Origin of the sequence: Cupriavidus sp. IDO (assembly GCF_000812465.1) — a bacterium.
Taxonomy (GTDB): domain Bacteria; phylum Pseudomonadota; class Gammaproteobacteria; order Burkholderiales; family Burkholderiaceae; genus Cupriavidus.
Genome location: NZ_JWMA01000199.1, coordinates 82,401 through 102,170, shown reverse-complemented (window position 1 = coordinate 102,170; position 19,770 = coordinate 82,401). Strand labels below are relative to the sequence as shown.

The 19,770-nt window shown below is 64.8% G+C and carries 18 protein-coding genes; 14 read left to right on the top strand and 4 right to left on the bottom strand.

The annotated features are described in order from the left end of the window. Nucleotides 1-10 precede the first annotated feature (10 nt). Nucleotides 11-721: a TetR/AcrR family transcriptional regulator gene (locus tag RM96_RS35095; RefSeq protein WP_238587519.1), complete on the bottom strand. Its 711-nt coding sequence runs from the start codon at nucleotides 719-721 to the stop codon at nucleotides 11-13. Between the two features lie 292 nt (nucleotides 722-1,013). Between RM96_RS35095 and RM96_RS35090 the strand changes: the two genes are divergently transcribed. The 14 genes from RM96_RS35090 to RM96_RS35025 all read left to right on the top strand — a co-directional run bounded on the left by RM96_RS35090 (nucleotide 1,014) and on the right by RM96_RS35025 (nucleotide 14,744). After that, nucleotides 1,014-1,646 (top strand): paraquat-inducible protein A, encoded by a 633-nt coding sequence (locus RM96_RS35090; RefSeq protein ID WP_052279919.1) that lies wholly within the window; start codon nucleotides 1,014-1,016, stop codon nucleotides 1,644-1,646. Beyond that, the gene (locus RM96_RS35085) at nucleotides 1,643-2,317 is read left to right on the top strand and encodes a paraquat-inducible protein A (RefSeq protein WP_039016360.1); all 675 of its coding nucleotides are present in this window, start codon (nucleotides 1,643-1,645) and stop codon (nucleotides 2,315-2,317) included. The genes RM96_RS35090 and RM96_RS35085 overlap by 4 nt, the downstream gene beginning before the upstream one ends. Next, complete coding sequence (locus RM96_RS35080) at nucleotides 2,301-3,932, top strand: PqiB family protein (RefSeq protein ID WP_039016359.1); 1,632 nt, start codon at nucleotides 2,301-2,303, stop codon at nucleotides 3,930-3,932. The genes RM96_RS35085 and RM96_RS35080 overlap by 17 nt, the downstream gene beginning before the upstream one ends. Beyond that, nucleotides 3,929-4,537: a PqiC family protein gene (locus tag RM96_RS35075; protein WP_039016358.1), complete on the top strand. Its 609-nt coding sequence runs from the start codon at nucleotides 3,929-3,931 to the stop codon at nucleotides 4,535-4,537. Before RM96_RS35080 ends, RM96_RS35075 begins: the two co-directional genes overlap by 4 nt. A 138-nt stretch (nucleotides 4,538-4,675) precedes the next feature. After that, the gene (locus RM96_RS35070) at nucleotides 4,676-5,170 is read left to right on the top strand and encodes a YbhB/YbcL family Raf kinase inhibitor-like protein (protein ID WP_039016357.1); all 495 of its coding nucleotides are present in this window, start codon (nucleotides 4,676-4,678) and stop codon (nucleotides 5,168-5,170) included. A gap of 99 nt (nucleotides 5,171-5,269) precedes the next feature. Continuing rightward, nucleotides 5,270-6,103, top strand: a complete 834-nt coding sequence (locus RM96_RS35065) for a GntR family transcriptional regulator (RefSeq protein WP_039016356.1) — start codon at nucleotides 5,270-5,272, stop codon at nucleotides 6,101-6,103. A 272-nt stretch (nucleotides 6,104-6,375) separates the two neighbouring features. Next, nucleotides 6,376-6,924, top strand: coding sequence for a 2,4'-dihydroxyacetophenone dioxygenase family protein (locus tag RM96_RS35060; protein WP_039016355.1), 549 nt, complete (start codon nucleotides 6,376-6,378; stop codon nucleotides 6,922-6,924). A 145-nt stretch (nucleotides 6,925-7,069) separates the two neighbouring features. Then, complete coding sequence (locus RM96_RS35055; protein ID WP_238587510.1) at nucleotides 7,070-8,170, top strand: SMP-30/gluconolactonase/LRE family protein; 1,101 nt, start codon at nucleotides 7,070-7,072, stop codon at nucleotides 8,168-8,170. A 100-nt stretch (nucleotides 8,171-8,270) separates the two neighbouring features. Then, on the top strand, nucleotides 8,271-9,524 hold the full coding sequence (locus RM96_RS35050) for a CaiB/BaiF CoA transferase family protein (protein ID WP_039016354.1): 1,254 nt from the start codon (nucleotides 8,271-8,273) through the stop codon (nucleotides 9,522-9,524). Beyond that, nucleotides 9,517-10,284, top strand: coding sequence for an enoyl-CoA hydratase/isomerase family protein (locus tag RM96_RS35045; RefSeq protein ID WP_039016353.1), 768 nt, complete (start codon nucleotides 9,517-9,519; stop codon nucleotides 10,282-10,284). The genes RM96_RS35050 and RM96_RS35045 overlap by 8 nt, the downstream gene beginning before the upstream one ends. A gap of 10 nt (nucleotides 10,285-10,294) precedes the next feature. Beyond that, nucleotides 10,295-12,085 (top strand): acyclic terpene utilization AtuA family protein, encoded by a 1,791-nt coding sequence (locus RM96_RS35040; protein WP_039016352.1) that lies wholly within the window; start codon nucleotides 10,295-10,297, stop codon nucleotides 12,083-12,085. Beyond that, nucleotides 12,082-12,897, top strand: a complete 816-nt coding sequence (locus RM96_RS35035; protein ID WP_039016351.1) for a GntR family transcriptional regulator — start codon at nucleotides 12,082-12,084, stop codon at nucleotides 12,895-12,897. Before RM96_RS35040 ends, RM96_RS35035 begins: the two co-directional genes overlap by 4 nt. Before the next feature lie 39 nt (nucleotides 12,898-12,936). Then, the gene (locus RM96_RS35030; protein ID WP_039016350.1) at nucleotides 12,937-13,698 is read left to right on the top strand and encodes a cupin domain-containing protein; all 762 of its coding nucleotides are present in this window, start codon (nucleotides 12,937-12,939) and stop codon (nucleotides 13,696-13,698) included. Between the two features lie 53 nt (nucleotides 13,699-13,751). After that, complete coding sequence (locus RM96_RS35025) at nucleotides 13,752-14,744, top strand: Bug family tripartite tricarboxylate transporter substrate binding protein (RefSeq protein ID WP_039016349.1); 993 nt, start codon at nucleotides 13,752-13,754, stop codon at nucleotides 14,742-14,744. Between the two features lie 141 nt (nucleotides 14,745-14,885). Here the strand turns inward: RM96_RS35025 and RM96_RS35020 are convergent, their stop codons facing one another. The 3 genes from RM96_RS35020 to RM96_RS35010 are packed head-to-tail and all read right to left on the bottom strand — an operon-like array spanning nucleotide 14,886 to nucleotide 19,747. Further along, nucleotides 14,886-16,088, bottom strand: a complete 1,203-nt coding sequence (locus RM96_RS35020) for a porin (RefSeq protein WP_443112296.1) — start codon at nucleotides 16,086-16,088, stop codon at nucleotides 14,886-14,888. A gap of 39 nt (nucleotides 16,089-16,127) precedes the next feature. Then, nucleotides 16,128-17,783 carry a bifunctional 3-(3-hydroxy-phenyl)propionate/3-hydroxycinnamic acid hydroxylase gene (locus RM96_RS35015; RefSeq protein WP_039016348.1) on the bottom strand — a complete coding sequence of 552 codons (1,656 nt, stop codon included), beginning with the start codon at nucleotides 17,781-17,783 and terminating at the stop codon, nucleotides 16,128-16,130. A gap of 35 nt (nucleotides 17,784-17,818) precedes the next feature. Continuing rightward, nucleotides 17,819-19,747 (bottom strand): acyl-CoA synthetase, encoded by a 1,929-nt coding sequence (locus RM96_RS35010; RefSeq protein ID WP_052279918.1) that lies wholly within the window; start codon nucleotides 19,745-19,747, stop codon nucleotides 17,819-17,821. Nucleotides 19,748-19,770 lie beyond the last annotated feature (23 nt).

Sequence of the window (19,770 nt, the reverse complement as noted above, 5' to 3'; positions counted from 1 at the left end):
GCTTCGCTTGCTAGCTGGAGGGCTCGGCCTTGGCGGCGAGCTTCTCCTGGGCCTTTTCGAGCAATGATTCCGGCGGCGCCACCAGCTTTGGCAACGGCGCGGAGGTCAACCGTACGGCACTCGAAGCCGGCACGCCCAGCGACCGCAACAATGCGCGGACGATCCGTTCGGGGTAGTCCCTGGTTGTTCTTCCCTTGGCCATGCGGTGAACAGCGATCAGGCCGGCGCCGGCCACCATGTCCAATGCAACGTCGGCCGACGCCTCGTCGAACGTGCCCGTCTTCAGGCCTTCCTTGATATCCGAGGGCAGGTATTCATACACGGCAGCACTCTTGTTGCTGACCAAAAGCAGCCCCGTAGCGGAAAGAAATTGCGCCACGACAGGATAGGATCGCGCAAGGTGCAGGTACAAGCGGATACCCGTTGCAACACGCAACGCCGGCTCTTCGATATCGCCGACCACGCTCTCGATCATTTGCACCATGTCGTGGCTGAGCGCGTCGCCGACAGCCGCCAGCAGATCCTCGTTGGTACGGAAGTAGTTGTAGAAGGAACCTTGCGAGACGCCAGCTGACGCGATGACTTCCGGGATCACGCTGGCTCCGACACCCCTCTGCGCAAAAACGATCATCGCGCTTTCAATGAGGCGCTGGCGCATCCGTGCGCGCCGCTCTGCGGCCACGCGAGGACGATGGTCTTTGGGATCTGGATCGGCAGGCATCTTCAATTAGAGGACCTTATGTGACGGGGCGATTATATCAACACACCGCTACAACGCCGCCAGCCTGGCATAGGCCATGAACCCCTGGCGGCTGCGGCATCAGTGCGCTTCTTATAACATACACAGTGTCACGATGACATGTCAGTCATTATGTGAAAGAATGCGGAACTCATGAAAGATTCCACTGCGCTCGCGCGCTGCTTGCCTCACGCAACGAGGCCGATAATTTCCCCCAGGACACGTCGTGCATCAGAACCACTCCTCGCTGCCAGTTCCGACGCAGGCTCCGGACATGCTGGTGGCATGCGAGCATTGCGACGCACTCCATACGCGCGTAGCGCTGACACCGGACGAACGTGCCACGTGCCTGCGCTGCGGCGGTGCGCTTTATCGCGACAGTTTGCGTGCCTATCGCCGCTTGCTTCCGCTCGTGGTGACTGCCCTGATCCTGCTTCTGATTTCTAACGCGTACCCAATTGTCGCCATGGACCTCAAGGGCTCGCGCATGGAGACCACGCTATGGAGCGCGGTACAGGCACTCTACGCGGGCGACATGGCGCTGGTGGCGATCATCGTGTTCGCCACGACCATCCTGTTTCCGCTGGCCGAGCTGCTGATGATGTGCTACCTGCTCGTGCCGATGGCGCAGCGGCGCAAGCCGCCCGGGTTCGACCGCATCGTGCGCGGCATTCTCCAGACGCGGCCCTGGGGCATGATCGAGGTATTCATGATCGGCGTGCTGGTGACGGTAGTGAAGCTGTCGACCATCGCGCAGGTACTGCCCGGCGTCGCGCTGTGGTCGTTCGGTGCGCTCGTGGTCGTACTTGCCGCCATCCTGTCCTTCGATCCGCGCGAACTGTGGCGCCACCTCGATGCGCACGGTGCAGATGACATGCCAGGCTGCCCGCCGGACTCCGCATCATGAGCGCGACTCAATTGCCCCGCGCTACCGCCACTTCGCACGGACTGCTGTCATGCCACGCTTGCGACCGGCTCAGTCCGAAGACGCTCGAGGGCCGGCCGTGTCCGCGCTGCGGCGCCGTACTGCATCATCGCAAGCCGGCCAGCGCGTCGCGCACCTGGGCCTTCCTGCTGGCCGCTTACCTTCTGTACATCCCGGCCAATCTGCTGCCGGTGATGGTGACGCAGTCAATTTTCGGCACGCAGCACGACACCATCATGTCCGGCGTGACCTATCTGTGGCTGTCCGGCTCATACATGCTGGCAATCGTGGTGCTGATCGCCAGCATCGTTGTCCCGCTGCTGAAGATGATGATCCTGACATTGCTGTTGATATCGGTGCGTCGCAGATCGACCTGGCGCATCCGCGAACAGACCCGCCTCTACGCCCTGGTCGAGGTCATCGGCCGGTGGTCCATGCTCGACATCTTCGTGGTGGCACTGCTGGCCTCGCTGGTGCAGGCCGGGGCGCTGGCCACGATTACGCCCGGGGCCGGGGCCCTGGCCTTTGCCTCGGTTGTCGTACTGACCATGCTCGCGTCACTGAGCTTTGATCCCCGCCTGCTGTGGGATGCGCTCGAGACGCCGCCTTCCCCCATCGAATTTCCGCAATCCGACCATGCCAGATCACGTTAATCATCCCCCGCCTCATGGTGTACCGCAGCCCGGACGCAAGCCTCGCGCGCGCTGGCTCCCTTCGCTCGTCTGGCTGATCCCACTTGTTGCGGCGGTGGTCGGGCTTTCGCTGCTGATCAACACGCTAGCATCACGCGGGCCCGAGATCACTGTCACATTCCGCACTGCCGAAGGGCTGACCCCAGGCAAGACCCCCGTGCGCTACAAGGACGTCGATATCGGACTGGTCAAGACGGCTCGGCTGGCAGCGGACCGTTCGCATGTGATCGCGACGATCGCGCTGACCAAGGATGCCAGGAGCTTCGCCGTGGCCGACACCCGCTTCTGGGTGGTGCGGCCGCGCTTTGCCATGAGCGGCGTGTCGGGGCTCGAGACGCTGCTATCGGGCGCATATATCGGCGTGGACGCCGGCAAGTCAGGCGAGACGACGCGCAGCTTCACCGGGCTCGAAGTCCCGCCGACTGTCACCGCCGATGCCTCAGGCAGGCAATTCGTGCTGCGTGCGCAAGACCTGGGCTCGCTCGACATCGGCTCACCGGTCTACTATCGCCGCGTGCAGGTCGGCCACGTCGTGGCCTATCAACTCGAGCCGAACGGCCGCGACATCACGCTGCGCGTCTTCGTCAACAAGCCCTATGACAAGCTCGTATCGGCCGATACGCGCTTCTGGCATGCCAGCGGCGTCGATCTCAAGCTCGACGCGAACGGGCTTAAGCTGTCCACGCAGTCGCTGGTCACCGTGATGCTTGGCGGCCTGGCCTTCCAGGCCCCGGAGCACTCGACCGCGCACGCCGCGGCCGCCGAGAACACCGAGTTCCTGCTGGCGGCGGACCAGTCCGAAGCCATGAAGGAACCCGAGGAACTGGCCCCCGCGCTGGCAGTGCTCAACTTCGATCAGTCCGTGCGCGGCCTGTCTCCGGGTGCGCCGGTCGATTTCCGCGGCGTGACGGTTGGGCAGGTACGCTCGATCGGCATCGAATACCAGCGTGACAAGAAGGCTTTCCGCATGCCCGTGGTGGTGGAGCTCTATCCGTCTCGCATGGGTCTGCGCGAGAAAGACGTGGCTGACGACACGCGCAAGCTTGCCATCGTGCATAGCCTGGTACAGCGCGGCATGCGAGCGCAGTTGCGCACCGGCAACCTGCTGACCGGCCAGCTATATGTGGCACTCGATTTCTTTCCGAAGGCGCCTCTGCCAGCTGATCCGGACCTGAACGCGCCGCTTCCGGAACTTCCCACCACGCCGGGCACCTTCGACGAACTGCAGGCCAAGCTTGGCGACATCGTGACCAAGATCGGCAAGGTGCCGTTCGACCAGATCGGGCAGGACGCGCGCACGGCGATGGTGTCGATGAACAGGATGCTGGTCAAGGCGGACAAGCTCGTGGCACAGGTCAATGGCGACGTGGCACCACAGGTGGTCGCCGCGCTGCAGGATGTGCGCCGCACGCTCGCCACGGCCAATGGCGCGCTGGCGCCCGACGCATCGCTGCAACAGGATACGCGCCGGATGATGCAGGAACTCACGCAAACCGCCGTCTCGCTGCGCACGCTCACCGATTATCTCGAGCGGCATCCCGAAGCGCTCCTGCAAGGCAAGAGGGAAGAGAAATGATGAAACGCCTGATGATGCTTGTTACGCTGGCTGCCGCGGCCACGGCCATGATGAACGGCTGCGCGTCGCCCGAGCCGCACTACTACACGCTGGCTGGCAGTCGCTCGGACGCCACGCCGGCGGTGACGGGGCGGACCAGCCGTAGCGGCGCCCCGTTATGGATCGAGGTCACGCCGGTGCGCGTGCCCGAGCGGCTGAACCGCATTCAGCTGGTAGTGCGTGACGGCACCAGCGGGGGCGTCACGCTGTCCGACAGATCGCGCTGGACGTCGCCGTTACCCAACGAATTGCGCGATGCGCTGTCGCAGCAACTGCAAGCGAGTCTTGATGCGGTGGATGTCTACCAGCACGGCCTGCCGGCGACGCAGCCGGCCTTTCGGGTGACGACCGATGTGGTAGCCCTCGACGCCGATGTGGGCAAGCGGGCAGCAGCGACCATCGCCTGGACCGTGCGGCGACTGCCGGACGGCAAGGTGCTGAGCGGCCGCACCGAAACAGAGGTGCCGGCGCCCGGGCAGCTGGAGGGCGTGGTGAATGCGTATCGGGAGATCCTCGCGGCAACGGCGGCCGATATCGCAGCCGGCGTGCAATCGCTTAACCGCTAGACGCGGGGAAATGCGCAAGGCATGGGTGGCGCCAGCCGCTTTGAGGCGGGCTGACGGCGATGGGTTCGTCCGGAGGCCGCAGGCAGCGCCGGACGATACGGATTTCCGCGTTATCAACATCAAGTGAAAGGAGATGGCATGAGCAACTTCACATTAACCTCGCCCGAATTCAAGGATCAGGATCCGTTGCAACTGGTGCATGAGTTCGATGGCTATGACGGCACCGGCCAGAACCGTTCGCCCGCGCTGCAATGGCAGGGGGCGCCGGAAGGCACCAGGAGTTTCGCGGTGACGCTGTACGACCCGGACGCGCCCACCGGCAGCGGCTTCTGGCACTGGATCCTGTTCGACATCGATTCGTCCGTCACCCGGCTCGACGCAGGCCTGGGCTCAAGCGACAGCACTGACCTGGGCGCCAGCGGCACTCAGGTCGCCAACGACTACGGCGCCATCGGCTACGGCGGTCCCTGCCCGCCCAAGGGCTTGCCCGCGCACCGCTACATCTTCACCGTGCATGCGCTGGGCGTGCCCGAGCTGGAGTTGCCGCCCAACCCGACCAACGCTGTGGTGCGCTTCTTCATCCACCGGAACACGCTCGCCACGGCTACCCTGACCGGCCTCTACAAACGCTAGATATCGCGGCGCCTGTTCGACGGCAAAGGCTCGGCGGACGCCGGCCAGCCAGGGCCCGTCTGGTGCATACTCCAGGGTTCTGGGTCTCAGGCAACGGGAATGACGGACGATCGAACTACGGGGAATGAGCGGGCGGAGCTGTCGGCTGAACGGGGCGTTACGCAATATCAGCGGCTGGCTTCGTTGCTGAGGTACCGCATCGCAAAAGGCGAGTATCCGCTCGGCATGCTGCTGCCGCCGATCACGCAGCTCGCGGCTGACCTCGGCGTGGCCGTCGTTTCCGTCCGGCAGGCGTATGAGCTGCTTTCCAAAGAAGGGCTGATTCGCAGCCAGCGGGGCATCGGGACCCACGTGGCTGCCCTGCCCGCCGCCACGGGCGACATCGAACTGGCGATCAACGATCCGTTCGCCGCGCCTGAGGCGCTCGCCTTTGAGGTACTCGAAGTCCGGCGCCGCACCGGGGTGCCGCAGGAACTGCTCGGACCGGGCGACCAGGCGGACGGCGAATACGTCTGTGTCCGCAAGCTGCACACCTACTCCGGCGAGCCGTTCTGCTACGCGGAGATCTATGTGTTGGCGCCGGTCTTCGACGCCTTGCCCAAGGACACCGCCAGGAAGAAAAAGCTTCTCGCCGCGGTGCTCGATGAACTGGGCTCGCGCAGCAAACGTGTGCGACAACGCATGACCGTGATGCCGGCGGATTTTCCTCTGTGCGACATGCTGAATATTCCGTTCGCCTCGCCCGTCGCGAAGATGTCGCGGCGTCTTCTCGACGGCAAAGGCGGTGTGCTGTACGCAGGCGTCACCTGGTATCGGGGTGACCGCTACGTCTCAGAGATCGACATCCCCGCGTCCGCATTGAAGACGGTGCCCGCCATCACCGAACCCCAGCGGCGGGCGACTGGTAACACTAGCGAGCGCAAGTCAGGCTAAAGGCCTCCTCGTTCAGTCCCTAGGGTAAACAAGGGGCAGAAAAAACCTTCCGCGGCCTATAAACTTCTAACATTAGAACTTTAGGAGTATTCAGTGGGAGGCAGCCCCGGCAGCGGTTGGCCAGGCTTCGCCGTCGCGCTGGACGCTTCTATTTCTGCGGCGCATTGCTGCCGCAGCTCTGAGTTTCCCGCCGGACCGGCGCGACTCTTCTGTCCCATAGAAGGAAGGCTTCCTTCCACTGTTTCACATCCTCTGACAAACGGAGACAACTCATGAATGCAAGAACTCTCGAGCAGCCCACCACGTCCACCGGCGCCAGGCTGCCGCTGCCCGCCCTGCCGCAGGACAAGCTCCTGACCGTCAACATCGAGCAGATTCCGCTGATCAAGGATGTCTTTCCGGGCATCCACATCAAGCCGCTGCGCCTCGACCCGGAGCGCGGAGAGTGGGTCTTTATGGCCATCGTGGAACCTGGTTGTTCCCTGCCGATTCACTACCACACCGGTACGGCGCAGGTGTGGACGATCCAGGGATGCTGGAAGTATCGCGAGTACCCCGACCAGCCGCAGACGGCGGGCTCCTACCTGTACGAGCCGGGCGGCTCGGTGCACACCTTCTACACCCCCGAGGACAACACCGAGGACACGATCACCATCGCCTGGATCGAAGGCGCGCAAGTGAGCTTCAATGAGGACGGCACCTTCCACTCGCTCAATGACGCGCTCTCGATCCAGTACGCGCTCCACACGCTCGCGGCGGCGCGCGGCATCGGACCGTTGCCCTACGTCCGCGGCAACGGCTCCGACGTTACCGAGGAATAAAAAAGCGACTTACCACCATGGCAGGCCGCCCGTCGGCCTGCGCGGTGCCGTTCCTCTGCGCCTGACAGACCAGCATGTACGACATCGATCAGATCAATCAGTGACGATCCATCAATCCGCGAGATTGAGAGAGTGCAACATGAGAATGATCCAAGCCAAGCGGATGCCGATACTGGCGATGCTGATTTTGCTCGTATTGCTGGCGGCGCCGCTGGCCGCGAGAGCCTGGGAGCGCGGCAAGGTTGAGACATTCGCCACCTTGCCCGCGGGTGAGGCGCATCCCGAGGGGATCACCGTGGACCGCGAAGGCAACGTCTACGTCGTCACGGTGGCGGTGGAAAAACCCAGGACGAGCGAGGGCGCGCTCATTGTGTTCGACCCGCAGGGCAAGCACCTGCGCACTGTCGGCATCAAGGGCTCGAGCCGATTGTTGCTTGACCTCGGCTTCCATCCCCGGACGGGCCAGTTGCTCGTGGTCGACTACCTGGGCGCGAAAGTCCTGAGCGTCGATCCCAGGACGGGTGCCTCGTCCGTGTTCATGACGGTCACCGGCAAGAACCCCGGCCTCGACGGGTTGACGTTCGACCCCGCCGGAAACGTCTACGTGACCGACGCCCACCAGGGCATCATCTGGAAGGTCGGGCCCGACGGCGGCGAAGCGTCGGCATGGGTCACCAGCGCGCTGCTGAAGCCCACGCGGATACCACCGACCATCGGCGCCAATGGCCTGGCGTTCAACAACAAGAAGACGGCCTTGTTCGTCGCCAATACGTCGAACGACACCATTGTCAGGATACCGGTGACCGGCTCGACGCTCGAGCCCGGCACGCCTGAAGTCTTCGTCAACCGGATCGGCGGTGGACCCGACGGTGTGAAGATCGATGAGCACGACAACCTCTGGATCGCCTGCAACCAGTCCAACGAGATTCTCGTGCTCGAGCCGACGCAGGGGCGAGTGATTGCCAAGCTCGGCGACTTCGGCGGCATCGATCGCAAGGGGGCGCCCATCGGCTTCCTCTGGTCGAACAGCCTCGTCTTCCATGGCGGCGACGTTCTTGTCACCAACCTCTCGCTCGATGTCGAGACGTCCCTTGCGCAGCTCAGCGACGAGCTCGGCCTGGCGCATCTCAAGGACAAGAATCTGCGCACCATCGATGGGCCGTGGGCGCAGCGGGTGAAGCTCCACACCGTCTCGAAAATCAAGAAGCGGATACCAGAGCTGGCCGGGCCGGAGTTCGACCGATGACCGATGCATTGCTGCAAGCCCGATGCCGCGGCCAATCGACAGGGAACGGCGGCCTTGGCGCCAGCCGTTATACATTGACCCACCGAGACAAAGAGAGAACATGAAAAAAGAGGAGACAACGGGGCCGCTGGCCGACGTGAAAGTCGTTGACATCACGTCGGTATTCATGGGGCCCTCCGCCACCCAGATGCTGGCTGACCTTGGCGCCGATGTGATCAAGGTCGAGGCTCCGGGCGGAGACAGTACGCGCGGCATCGGTCCCTGCGGCGATGAAAAGCTGGGGCCGCTCTTTCTTGGCCTGAACCGCAACAAGCGCAGCATCGTGCTTGACCTGAAAGCGCCCGAGGGGCGGGAGGCCCTGCTTTGCCTGGTACGGGATGCCGACGTGCTGGCCTACAACGTGCGCCCGCAGGCCATGCAGCGGCTGGGGCTGGACTATGAAACGCTGTCGGCCATCAATCCGCGCCTGGTCTATGTCGGCATGTTCGGTTTTTCGCAGCGCGGACGCTACGCGCCCCAGGCTGCCTTCGATGACCTGATCCAGGCCGCAACCGGCCTGCCGCTGGCCGTTTCGCTGGGCAGCGGCGACAGTCCGCGGTACCTGCCGATCACCATCGCCGATCGCTCGGTGGGCCTCTATGCTTTCGGCGTGATCTGTGCCGCCCTGTATTCGCGCACGAGCACCGGCAAGGGCCAGCGCGTTGATGTCCCCATGTTCGAGACCATGGTTCCCTATGTGATGGGAGACCACCTGTATGGCGAGACCTTCGTCCCGCCCAAGGGCGGCTTCGGCTATCCGCGCCTGCTCTCGCCAGAGCGGCGCCCGTACAAAACGAAGGACGGACATGTCTGCTGCCTGATCTATCACGATCATCATTGGCGGGCCTTCCTCGAGGTCATTGGCAAGCCGCAGCTGTACGACACCGATCCGCGCTTCGCCAACATCAACACCCGCACCGCCAACATCACCGACCTGTATGCCATGGTCAGCGAAGAAATGGCCAAGCGCACCACCGAGACATGGCGCACCCTGCTCAAGGAGGCCGATGTTCCGGTCTTTCCGATGCACACGTTCGAGTCGCTGCTGGATGATCCCCATTTGCAGGACATCGGTTTCTTCAGCGAATCGGACCACCCGGCCGTCGGGCGCATCCGGGAGATGGCGGTGCCCAGCGAATGGCATGGCACCCCGCCGACCAGCCGCCGCCATGCACCCAGCCTGGGTGAGCACAGCCGCGAGGTACTGCGTGAGGCCGGCTACGACGACGCCGCCATCGATACGCTGTTCGCGTCAGGCATCTCCAGGGATGGGTCAAGAGCGCAACGCACCGGAGGAGAAACTCCGCATGAATGATGAACTGCTGAGCGAGGTCCGGGACGCGGCACTCTACCTGACCATCAACCGGCCGGAGCGCCGCAATGCCATCACACCGGGGGTGCTCCAGGGACTTCGCGACGGCATCCTGCGCGCCAATCGCGATGCCGACATCCGCGCCGTGGTCATTACCGGAACGGGCGAGCAGGCGTTCTGCGCCGGCGCCGATCTGCAGACCGGCAAATCCTTTGCCTTCGATTACGCCGAGCCCTACCTGGGGATGGCCGGTCTGTTCCGCTGCGCCAGGCAGTCAACGGTGCCGCTGATCGCCCGTGTCAACGGCGCCTGCATGGCAGGCGGCATGGGCCTGATGGCGATGTGCGATCTGGCGATAGCCAGCGAAGGCGCCCGCTTCGGCCTGCCGGAGGTCAAGCTGGGCTTGTTCCCGGCGCAGGTACTGAGCGTGCTGCAGCACCTGGTGCCACGTCGCACGCTCACCGAATTGTGCCTGTGCGGCGAGCCGCTGTCCGCGCGGGAAGCGCTGGCCGCGGGGCTCATCAACGATGTCAGCGACGATCTCGACGCCAGGCTGGACGTGCTGCTGACCCGCCTGCTGAACAATTCGCCCGCCGCCATCCGTCGGGGGCTGTACACGCTCAAGCATATGGAAACCATGTCGTTCGAGCAGTCCATGGCGTTCACGGAAAGCCAGATCGGGCTGTTTGCACTGACCGAGGACGCGCGCGAAGGCCAGCTGGCATTCCGCGAAAAGCGCCAGCCCAATTGGACTGGCAGATAGGGAGATGGGAATGGACGCGAAAACGGTACGCATTGGCGGGGCTTCCGGCTTCTGGGGCGACAGCAGCGTAGGCGCGCCGCAGCTGGTGCGCCACGGCGATATCGATTACCTGGTGTTCGACTACCTGGCCGAGCTGACCATGTCGATTCTGGCCGCTGCCCGATTGCGCAAGCCGGAGCTGGGTTACGCCACCGATTTCGTGACGGTGACAATGAAGGCCCTGCTCGGAGAGATCGCCGCGCGCGGGATTCGCGTGGTCAGCAATGCCGGCGGCATGAACCCGCACGGGTGTGCGCAGGCAATTGCCGCGCTGGCGGCGGAACAGGGCCTGACGCTGCGCATCGCCGTGGTGGAAGGCGATGACGTGATGCCCCTGCTTCCCCAGCTGCGCGAAGCCGGTGTGCAGGACATGCAGAAAGGCATGCCATTGCCGGAGAAGGTGGTCAGCGCCAACGCGTACCTGGGGGCCTTGCCGATCAAGCAGGCGCTGGACCAGGGCGCCCAGATCGTCATCACCGGACGCTGCGTGGACAGTGCCGTGACGCTCGGCGTGCTGATGCACGAGTTCGGCTGGCTGGCGGACGACTATGACCGCCTGGCGCAAGGCAGCCTGGCCGGCCACATCATCGAGTGCGGATGCCAGGCCACGGGAGGCTTGCATACCGACTGGGAAAGCGTCCCGGACTGGCACGACATCGGCTATCCGGTGGTCGAGTGCCGTGCCGACGGCACCTTCCTGGTCGGCAAGCCGCCCGCCACCGGAGGACTGGTCAATACCGCCACGGTCGGCGAGCAGGTACTGTACGAGATCGGCGACCCGGCCACCTACCTGCTGCCAGACGTCACCTGCGATTTCACCCAGGTAAACCTTCGGCAAGCCGCACCGGACCTGGTGGAAGTCAGCGGCGCACGCGGGCGGGCCCCGGGCCATGCCTACAAGGTCTGTGCCACCTATGTCGACGGCTTTCGCTGCAACGCGCAGCTTTCCGTCGTCGGCGTCGACGCGGTCGCCAAGGCGGAACGCACGGCGCAGGCGATCCTTGCCCGCACGCGCAAGCTGTTCGGTGAGAACGGGTGGGGAGACTACAGCCGCACCCGGATCGAGGTGCTGGGAGCGGAGTCCTGCTTTGGGCCACGTGCTGCCGTCCGGCACACCCGCGAGGCAGTGATGCGGCTGGCGGTCATGCATCCGGAGAAGGCGGCGCTGGAACTGTTCGCGCGGGAAGTTGCCGCGGCGGGGACCAGTTGGGCGCCGGGCACGACAGGCTCTACTGGTGGACGTTCCAGTCCCTCGCCCTCGATTCGCCAGTATGCATTCCTGCTCGACAAGGCCGCCCTGACCCCGGCGGTGGTGATGGATGGCGTACGCAGCGGCGTCGCCGTTCCTTCGGGCAGCCCGGCGGCACCGGTCGCGCCCGCGGCACCTGCCGTCGCTGAACAAACGGGCACCGGCCCCGCGGAACGCGATACCGTCGAAGTGCCGCTGATACGGCTTGCCTACGGCCGTAGCGGCGACAAGGGGGATACCTCGAATATCGGGCTGATCGCCCGCCGGCCGGCGTATTTGCCCGTGCTGCGGGCCGAAGTGACGGTGGCGCGCGTGGCGGACTGGCTTGGGCACCTGGTGGAGGGGCCGGTCACATGCTACGACCTCCCCGGCTTCGACGCCATGAACTTTGTCTGCGAGTCGGCCCTGGATGGCGGCGGCATGGCCTCGCTGCGCAATGATCCGCTCGGCAAGGGCATGGCGCAGATCCTGCTGACCATGCCGGTGCGCGTGCCGCGGGAGTTGTTGTCATGACGAGGAATGCGTCCAGCGCAGCTGCCAACGACGGCGTCATCCTCGCCGACGACGGCACTGGCGGCGTGACGCGATATCGGCAACTGGCCAGCGTCATCCGGCACAGGATCGTTTCGGGCGAGTACCCGGTGGGCATGCAGCTGCCAACCGTGGACAGCCTCGCGCAAACCTACGGGATCGCCAAGGTCACCGTGCGCCAGGCCTTTGCCGCATTGACGGAAGAGGGGCTGGTCAGCAGCCAGCGCGGGCGTGGCACCCACGTCATCAGGCAGCCATCCGAACCCGGACAAGGGCTGCGCTCGGCCATCAATGACGAATCAGCCCATGGCAGCGACCTGGAAATCCGCATCCTGGAAATGCGCGAGGGCGTGGCGCTGCGGCCGGGCCTGGCCCGGCGCGGCACGCCGCTGGACAGCTATGTAATGGTGCGCAAACTGCATGTACATGGCGGCACGCCATTCTGCCTGATCGAGATGTATGTGGCCTCGTCGGTCTTTGCCCGCTTTCCCCGCGGCAGCGAAAAGCACCACAAGCTCGGTCATCTGCTGCGCCAGGTCGAAGGCGACCGCCTTGGCATGATGCAGCAGACCATGACGGTCGAGCCGGCCGACTACATCCTGGCACGCGACCTCGCCTATGGCTTCGGGGCGCCAATCGCCAGGATCGTCCGATCGACGCTGGACGTCGACGGCAATGTGCTCCTGGCAGGGCAGTTCTGGTATCGCGGCGACCGTTTCATCCTGGACGTGGAGATGCCGGCCAAGCTGACCGAGCACTACCCGGCGCTGGCCATCCCCGACAGCCGCCGCTGAGCGCGACAGACTTCACCATTTGAGTAAGGAGACATCGGAATGACATCATCCTATGTACGGAGGGCCACCGACGTGGCCGCGTACGCACCGGCCAACCACACGGGAACGGCGAACCAGCGCATCATCGGCAAGGAGACTGTCGGCGCGCGCCGGCTCGAGGTCCTGCTCGGCACGATTTCGCGGGGCCACGGCGCGTTGCCGCATGCACACCCGAACCTCGAGCAGGCGTCGTTCCTGCTCGCCGGCGAGGGTCTGGGCGAACTACCCGGGAAGCAGCGCATCTTGCGCGCAGGGGACTGGAGCTTCAACGCGGCCGGCGTCTTCCATCGCTTCGAGGTCATCAGCGACGAACCGGTGCGGGTGATGGTGGTCTACGCTCCGCCGTACAGCGAAAACCCCAACGCGGCAGTGACCGCGATCGGCCCCGACGATCCGCGCCTTCAGGCCGGCGCCGCCGATGTGCGCGACGTGCCAGCCAGCACCGAAGCAATCGAACTGCCGCACTACCGTGGCGCGTTCGCCAGGCCGGTCATTACACGCCAGACCGTCGATTCCCGGTTTCTCGACATCTACATGGTCGACCTTGACACGGATGGCGGCGCCGAGCCGCACCGGCTTGGCGAGAACGAGCAGGTGCTCTTCGTGCGCGGCGGCACGCTCCATGGGCGCATCGACGGGGAGCGCTTCGCCGCCGGGACCGGGGAGTGGGTCTACGTACCCGATGGTGCGGAGCTCAGCCTCCAATCGTCGGACGGGACGTGCGAGCTGATTGTCATTCGCGCACACGATCCGCTGTCCTGACGCAAGCCCGGCCAGGTCAATCAATCAGATCCCGAGATACGGGAGGAGACAAGATGATCCAGCGATTTCCCCGGCGACGCATGCTCGCCATGCTGTCCGGACTGGCCGCTGCTTGCGCGGCGCCGCAACTGGTGTGGGCCGCCGGCCCGAACGAGTATCCGGACAAGCCGATCCGCATCGTGGTGCCGTTCCCCGCAGGCAGCGGCACGGACAACACCGCGCGCTACATCGCGCAGACCATCACCGCCCAGACCGGCCAGTCCGTCGTCGTGGAAAACCGTCCGGGCGCCAACGGGTTCATCGCGGCCACGGCCGTCGCGAGAGCGCCCGCAGATGGCTACACGATGCTCATCACGACAAACACCACTCACGCGGCCAATGCGTCCCTGTTCAGGAAGCTGCCCTATGATCCCATCAAGGACTACGCGCCGGTTTCGTTGATCGCCAGGAGCGGATTGGTTTTGGTCGTGCCATCCGACAGCCCGGTGCAGAAGGTGGGAGAACTGACCACGCTGGCGAAAAACCGGCAAGGCAAGATGACCTTCGCCAGCGGCAGTTCCTCCACCCGGGTCGCCAGCGAGCTCTACAAGATGATGAGCGGCGCACCGGCACTGAATGTGCCCTACAAGGGCGTGCCGCAGGCCCTGACCGACTTGATGGGCCACCAGGTCGATTTCATGATTTCCGACATCAATCCAGCCCTGCCCCTGATTCAGAACGGCAAGCTGCGCGCAGTCGCCGTGACCACATCCAGGCGCAATCCCTTGCTCGGCCATGTTCCGACCATGGCGGAAAGCGGCCTGCCAGGCTACGAGATGACGGCCTGGGTTGCTGCCTTCTTCCCCGCCACCACGCCAAAACCAGTCATCGCACGTATGAGCCAGCTGATTCGACAGGGGCTGACGAGCCCGGCGGCTACCGAGCACTTCAGCCAGACAGGAGGCCAACCCTCCCCGTCGACGCCGGAAGAGCTGGCCGCGTTCGTGCGCAGTGAAACCGCGAAATGGGCCGAGGTGATCAAAGCCGCCGGCATCCAGCCGGAATAAACCGCGCCTTCGGCGGCCCGAGGATACTCGGCCATAACGTTCTGCTATGCGTAATGGCGCGAGGTCGTGGCCGCCGCGTATGCCGTCATCAGGATGGCGCGGTGCTTGCCGCTGCGGATGGGCACTCGGCGTCGAACCGCATCAAAAAATATGGCGGACTCCTGCAGCCACGCCGATCATCGATGTCTGCCCGACCCCTGGCGCGTAACTGTTATTCAGAAAAAGGCTTGCCCCATAGCCCGACGCCGATGATTCGAGCATCAATCCGGTGTTCCGCGCATAGGCTGTGGACAGATATAGATCCGTTCTCTTGCTCAAGCTATATCTCGCCATAAAAATCAGTTGCCAGGGATTCGCCACCGCTGCGTTGCCGTTCAGACGCCGGACATTCTCGTAGTCATACTCAAGCGTCAGCTCGACCACGGGAGTCAATTGGTAGTTCGCGCCCAACCAGTAGTAGTCATCGCGCAGGACTGTCAAGCCATTCTGATCCTTGTTTTGCCCCCAACGGTACCCACCCATTACCTTGGCCTTGCCATCGAACGTATAGCTCGCGGCGACCGCTGCGCGCTTATTGGTACCACTGCCCTGAGCGATTGACGGGTTGTACTGATCGTAGTCCACCGTGAAGCCGAACGCGCCAGGCATATAGATCAGTGCAGCACCATACCCGGTGTCAGCGCGGAACTGCCCCGGCATCTCACCATTGCCGCCGACCATGACTTGCTGTGCAAACGGACTGGTAGGCGGCAAAGATAAGCCGACACCAAAGGACCAATGGGCAATCGCTGTCACAGGCCCTGCTGCGGCCGCATACTGGACTGTATTGTTCTCCCGGAAGTTCGGACCGGCTATCACTGCGATCGGTTCATACTGAACGGCGTAGCTCGCAGGCATGAAATTGGCCAATCCCAGAAAGAGGGACGTGTACTGGCGCCCGAAGGTCAGCTGGCCGAAACTATTGCTGCGCAGCCCAACGTATGCCTGTCGATCAAAGAGTGTGCCCGGCATCTCCAGGGCGCCGGTATCGGCCTGGAACCCGCCCTCTAATACGAAAAGCGACTTCATCCCCCCACCCAGATCGTCCTCTCCCCGTAGACCCCAACGTGAGCCAGCAACGCCACCGGTGTTCATACGGACAACGCTATGTGCTTGCCCTGCGTTGTAAAAGTTCGTCGGCAGCGGGACCGATCCGACCCGATTGACATACTCCACGTTGGTATCAACTACGCCGTATAGCGTAACGCTGGACTGCGCCGATGCAGGCACTGCGCCTAGCGCGAATACTGCGGACATGATTGAACGAATTTTCACCGTCTTGTCTCCCGTTGTAATAATTGTCATGCGTTGATAGCGGAGCCCTTGTGCCCAGGCAAGCCGATGTCAGCTGAAGGCCCGCAACGCGGGAGGCAAGCCTTCTGGCAGCGGGCCGCCCACCCCCAGCATGGCAAGCGACTCCCGGACGATGTCGTCGACGGCTTCGAGCGGGCCGTCGTGCAGCACGGTGCGGTCGGGACGCACGACCGCGATCCAGCCGACGGGTGCGGCCCCCGGGACAAGCTGGTCCGACATGTCCTCCCAGGAATGTTGATCCCGCCGTTCGTGCGCCTCCTGCGGCCCGTGTTCGCCTTGCCCGCAATGGCGCAGCTGCACGATGTCGCCGCCCGCCTGCTGCCATGCGGCCAGAAGGTTACGGTCTAACAGCGGCGCGGGATCGCAGCCGAATCCCGCCAGCACGAGCCGCGACCCGAGCGCATCGTCGCTCGGCACGATGGGGGCGCCCGGCCCGCGGCGCACAAGCCCTTGCGGCAGCAGACCGCCGCGCACCAGCTTCGCGCGCGTCTTGCCGCGCTGGAACAGGCCGCGCCTGAAACGCGCGGGCGGCTTGATCTTCAGGTCCTCGAAGAAGGCTCGCGCCCAGGGCATGCGCTGCATCAGCGCCATCGCGCCATGGACGGCGAATGCCGCCAGCCGGTTGCGCGGCATCACCAGCCGGCCCATCAGGAGCGCCAGATTGATGATGGAGCGCGCGTGTGGGCGCCGCTCGGTGTCGTAGGTGTCGAGAATGGCGGGCGTCGCCCTTCCCTGCACGACCCATGCGAGCTTCCAGCACAGGTTGGCCACGTCGCGCAGTCCCGCAACGAGCCCCTGGCCGACGAAGGGCGGCGTGATATGCGCGGCATCGCCCACCAGGAAGGCCCGGCCCCTGGAGAAGCGATCGACGATGCGCGCATGGAACCGGTAGACCGCCGTGCGCTCGATCGTGATGTCCTCCGGCTTGCACCAGGGGGCCAGCAGTTCGCGGATCTTGTCCGGCGATTCCATCTGTTCACGCGTCTCGCCGGGCTGCAGCATGAACTCCCAGCGTTGCCTGCCGCCCGGGGCAACCATGTGCGGCGTAGGCCGGCGCGGGTCGCACAGGAATTCGACATGATCGATCGGGTTGGGCACGTTCAGGGCGTCGATGACCAGCCAGTCCTGCGTGAAGGTCTTGCCGGCAAAGGCAAGGCCGGCGTGGCGCCGCACGAAAGAATTGGCGCCGTCCGCGCCCACGATATAGCGCGCGCGCACGGTGGCCGTGTCGCCGCCGGGAAGGCGCACGGTGCACCGCACCGCTTCGCCGTCGTCGTCGAAACCGGTGAGATCGGCGCCGAGAGCGATACTCACGCAGGGATAGCGGCTGAAGCGGGCGCGCAAGGCGCGTTCGAGATCCGGCTGATAGAACGTGACCAGTCGCGGGTGGCAGTCCATGGTGCCCGCTGTGTTGGCACGCGCGTAGCTGCCGAACAGCGGCGAATGCATCTGCACCTTGGCAATGGCCAGCGTATCGAACGCGCCTTCCTCGAGTCCTGCCATCTGCAGGATGCGCAGCGCTTCGTTATCGAGCACGATGGCCCGGGGCGCGGTGAAAATATCCGTGGCCTTGTCGATGGCCAGGGTACGGACGCCGTAGCGGCCCAGCAGGTTGGCCGCGGCGGCGCCGACCGGACCCAGGCCCACCAGCAGGACGTCGACCTGCTCGGGCAATGTGGTGTTCATAAACGGGTTTCTCTACGAGAGGGGACTCGGCGCGTTCACACCGGGCAGTTGAAGTCGAGAGGGAACGGAAACCGTCCGAGCAGATCCTGCACGTACGCCACGTCCGCGGCGGGGCATTGGACGAAGGCGACGGTGCCGCGCCGGATATCCGGCCCCACGCGAACGCTGGCGGCCGTGCCGGCCTGCGCCAGGATCTCCTGGAACACCTGCTCGGCAGCGCGCATGCGCAGCTCCGCCCGGGCGACCTTGCCGATGGAGGTCAGCGGCATCTCCTGCAGGATGTCGATGCGCACTGGCACTGCAGCGCGTTCCGGCACGAGGTTGCGCGCGGCCGCCAGCAGTTCGTCGGCAGCCGCGGTGAAGCCTGGCTTGAGCGTGACGTAGGCGACTGGCAATTCCCCGGTGTGCGCATCCGGCTGGCCGACCGCGGCCGCCATTGCCACGGCCGGGTGCCGCAGCAGCGCGTCTTCGATCATCGCCGGATCGATATTGTGGCCGCCGCGGATGATCAGCTCCTTGGCACGGCCGGTCAGATGCAGATAGCCGTCGGCATCGAGATGGCCGAGGTCGCCGGTATTGAGCCATCCCGGATTGAGCCAGATGCCGCCATTGTCTTGCTCGCGCAGATAGCCGGGAAACACATTCGGGCCGTTGATGCCGATGACGCCGGTTTCGCCCGGCGCGCAAGGCTTGGTGGCGTGGCCGACGCCGTCGACCTTCCAGACGCCGATGGCCTGGTGCGGCAGGCGCAGGCCGACCGTGCCGAGGCGGCGTTCGCCCTGCGGCGGATTGAGGGCCGAGACGCACGCGCCTTCGGTCAGGCCGTAGCCCTCGTACAGCGGAATGCCGGCGGCGGCTTCGAAGCGCCGCGCGACCTCGGCCGGCAGCGGCGCGGCGCCGCAAAACGCGAAGCGCAACGAGGCAATGTCGGCGCCTTCCCGCGGCAGATCGGCCAGCGCGGCGTAGATCGTCGGCACGCCGCTGAAGCTGGTGGCGCGGAACCGTTCGACCAGCTTCCAGAAGTTCGGCATCACGGCGTGGCCCCGATAGCCGGCGGGCGTCAGCATCACGACCTCCCAACCGGCATGGAAGGCAGCAAGGCCGGTGATCATCGCGCCGTTCACGTGGAACAGCGGGAGGCCGCACAGGATCGTGTTTGGCGACGGGATCAGCGCCTTGAGCATCGACGCGACGAAGGCTTCATTGAGATGCGTGTGCGTCGCGACTTTGGGCAGGCCGGTCGTGCCGCCGGTATGGAAATACGAGCAGATGTCAGTCGCCAGGATGCGGCGCTTCGAAACCAGCGTGTCCGACGGCTCGGCCGCCAGCGCCTGGTCAAAACCGACCATCTTCACGTCCGCGCGGCACGGCCTTGAGGTCGTGTCGAAGGCCGCGTCAACCCGCGCACGCGCCGCGGCAGGAAGATACGCCGCAGCGCTGACAACGAACAGGGTCCGCACCGATGGGCAACGGTCGGCCACGGCGACGGCCTTGTCCCAGAGCGCGCTGTCAGAGACTGGGGCGCAGGCGACCAGCGCTTGCGCCCCCGTCTCATTGACGATGGCGGCGATATGGTCAACCTCCAGCATCGGGTTAATGGGACTGGCGATGCCGGCAGCCTGCGCGCCCAGCAAGGCGTAATGGGTCTCGGGCAGATTGGGCAGCAGCAACGCCACCGCCGTGCCGGTGGTAATGCCGGCGCGGTGGAAAGCGTTGGCCGCTTGCGTCACGCGCGCCTTGAGGGTTGCGTAATCGACGACAAACTCTGGCGCGTCGGCCGCCCCGGTCATGACAAAGCGCAACGCGGTCTTGTCCGGATGACTGTCGCAGGCCTGGCACAGCAGTTCGTAAGTGTTCTGCGCGGGCAGCTTTTCCTGCCAGGGCGTGCGTTCGAAGTCGTCGATATCGGCCTGGGTCCGGATGCCGCCGGTACGCGTCCCGCGGTCGTGTGTGGTATCGGGCATGCTTGTCTCCTTGTTGTGGCGCT

What these genes read in the sequence shown, in the direction of transcription:
- RM96_RS35095 (WP_238587519.1), bottom strand. Translation starts at nt 721, where the DNA reads ATGCCTGCCGATCCAGATCCCAAAGACCATCGTCCTCGCGTGGCCGCA.
- RM96_RS35090 (WP_052279919.1), top strand. Translation starts at nt 1,014, where the DNA reads ATGCTGGTGGCATGCGAGCATTGCGACGCACTCCATACGCGCGTAGCG.
- RM96_RS35085 (WP_039016360.1), top strand. Translation starts at nt 1,643, where the DNA reads ATGAGCGCGACTCAATTGCCCCGCGCTACCGCCACTTCGCACGGACTG.
- RM96_RS35080 (WP_039016359.1), top strand. Translation starts at nt 2,301, where the DNA reads ATGCCAGATCACGTTAATCATCCCCCGCCTCATGGTGTACCGCAGCCC.
- RM96_RS35075 (WP_039016358.1), top strand. Translation starts at nt 3,929, where the DNA reads ATGATGAAACGCCTGATGATGCTTGTTACGCTGGCTGCCGCGGCCACG.
- RM96_RS35070 (WP_039016357.1), top strand. Translation starts at nt 4,676, where the DNA reads ATGAGCAACTTCACATTAACCTCGCCCGAATTCAAGGATCAGGATCCG.
- RM96_RS35065 (WP_039016356.1), top strand. Translation starts at nt 5,270, where the DNA reads ATGACGGACGATCGAACTACGGGGAATGAGCGGGCGGAGCTGTCGGCT.
- RM96_RS35060 (WP_039016355.1), top strand. Translation starts at nt 6,376, where the DNA reads ATGAATGCAAGAACTCTCGAGCAGCCCACCACGTCCACCGGCGCCAGG.
- RM96_RS35055 (WP_238587510.1), top strand. Translation starts at nt 7,070, where the DNA reads ATGATCCAAGCCAAGCGGATGCCGATACTGGCGATGCTGATTTTGCTC.
- RM96_RS35050 (WP_039016354.1), top strand. Translation starts at nt 8,271, where the DNA reads ATGAAAAAAGAGGAGACAACGGGGCCGCTGGCCGACGTGAAAGTCGTT.
- RM96_RS35045 (WP_039016353.1), top strand. Translation starts at nt 9,517, where the DNA reads ATGAATGATGAACTGCTGAGCGAGGTCCGGGACGCGGCACTCTACCTG.
- RM96_RS35040 (WP_039016352.1), top strand. Translation starts at nt 10,295, where the DNA reads ATGGACGCGAAAACGGTACGCATTGGCGGGGCTTCCGGCTTCTGGGGC.
- RM96_RS35035 (WP_039016351.1), top strand. Translation starts at nt 12,082, where the DNA reads ATGACGAGGAATGCGTCCAGCGCAGCTGCCAACGACGGCGTCATCCTC.
- RM96_RS35030 (WP_039016350.1), top strand. Translation starts at nt 12,937, where the DNA reads ATGACATCATCCTATGTACGGAGGGCCACCGACGTGGCCGCGTACGCA.
- RM96_RS35025 (WP_039016349.1), top strand. Translation starts at nt 13,752, where the DNA reads ATGATCCAGCGATTTCCCCGGCGACGCATGCTCGCCATGCTGTCCGGA.
- RM96_RS35020 (WP_443112296.1), bottom strand. Translation starts at nt 16,088, where the DNA reads ATGACAATTATTACAACGGGAGACAAGACGGTGAAAATTCGTTCAATC.
- RM96_RS35015 (WP_039016348.1), bottom strand. Translation starts at nt 17,783, where the DNA reads ATGAACACCACATTGCCCGAGCAGGTCGACGTCCTGCTGGTGGGCCTG.
- RM96_RS35010 (WP_052279918.1), bottom strand. Translation starts at nt 19,747, where the DNA reads ATGCCCGATACCACACACGACCGCGGGACGCGTACCGGCGGCATCCGG.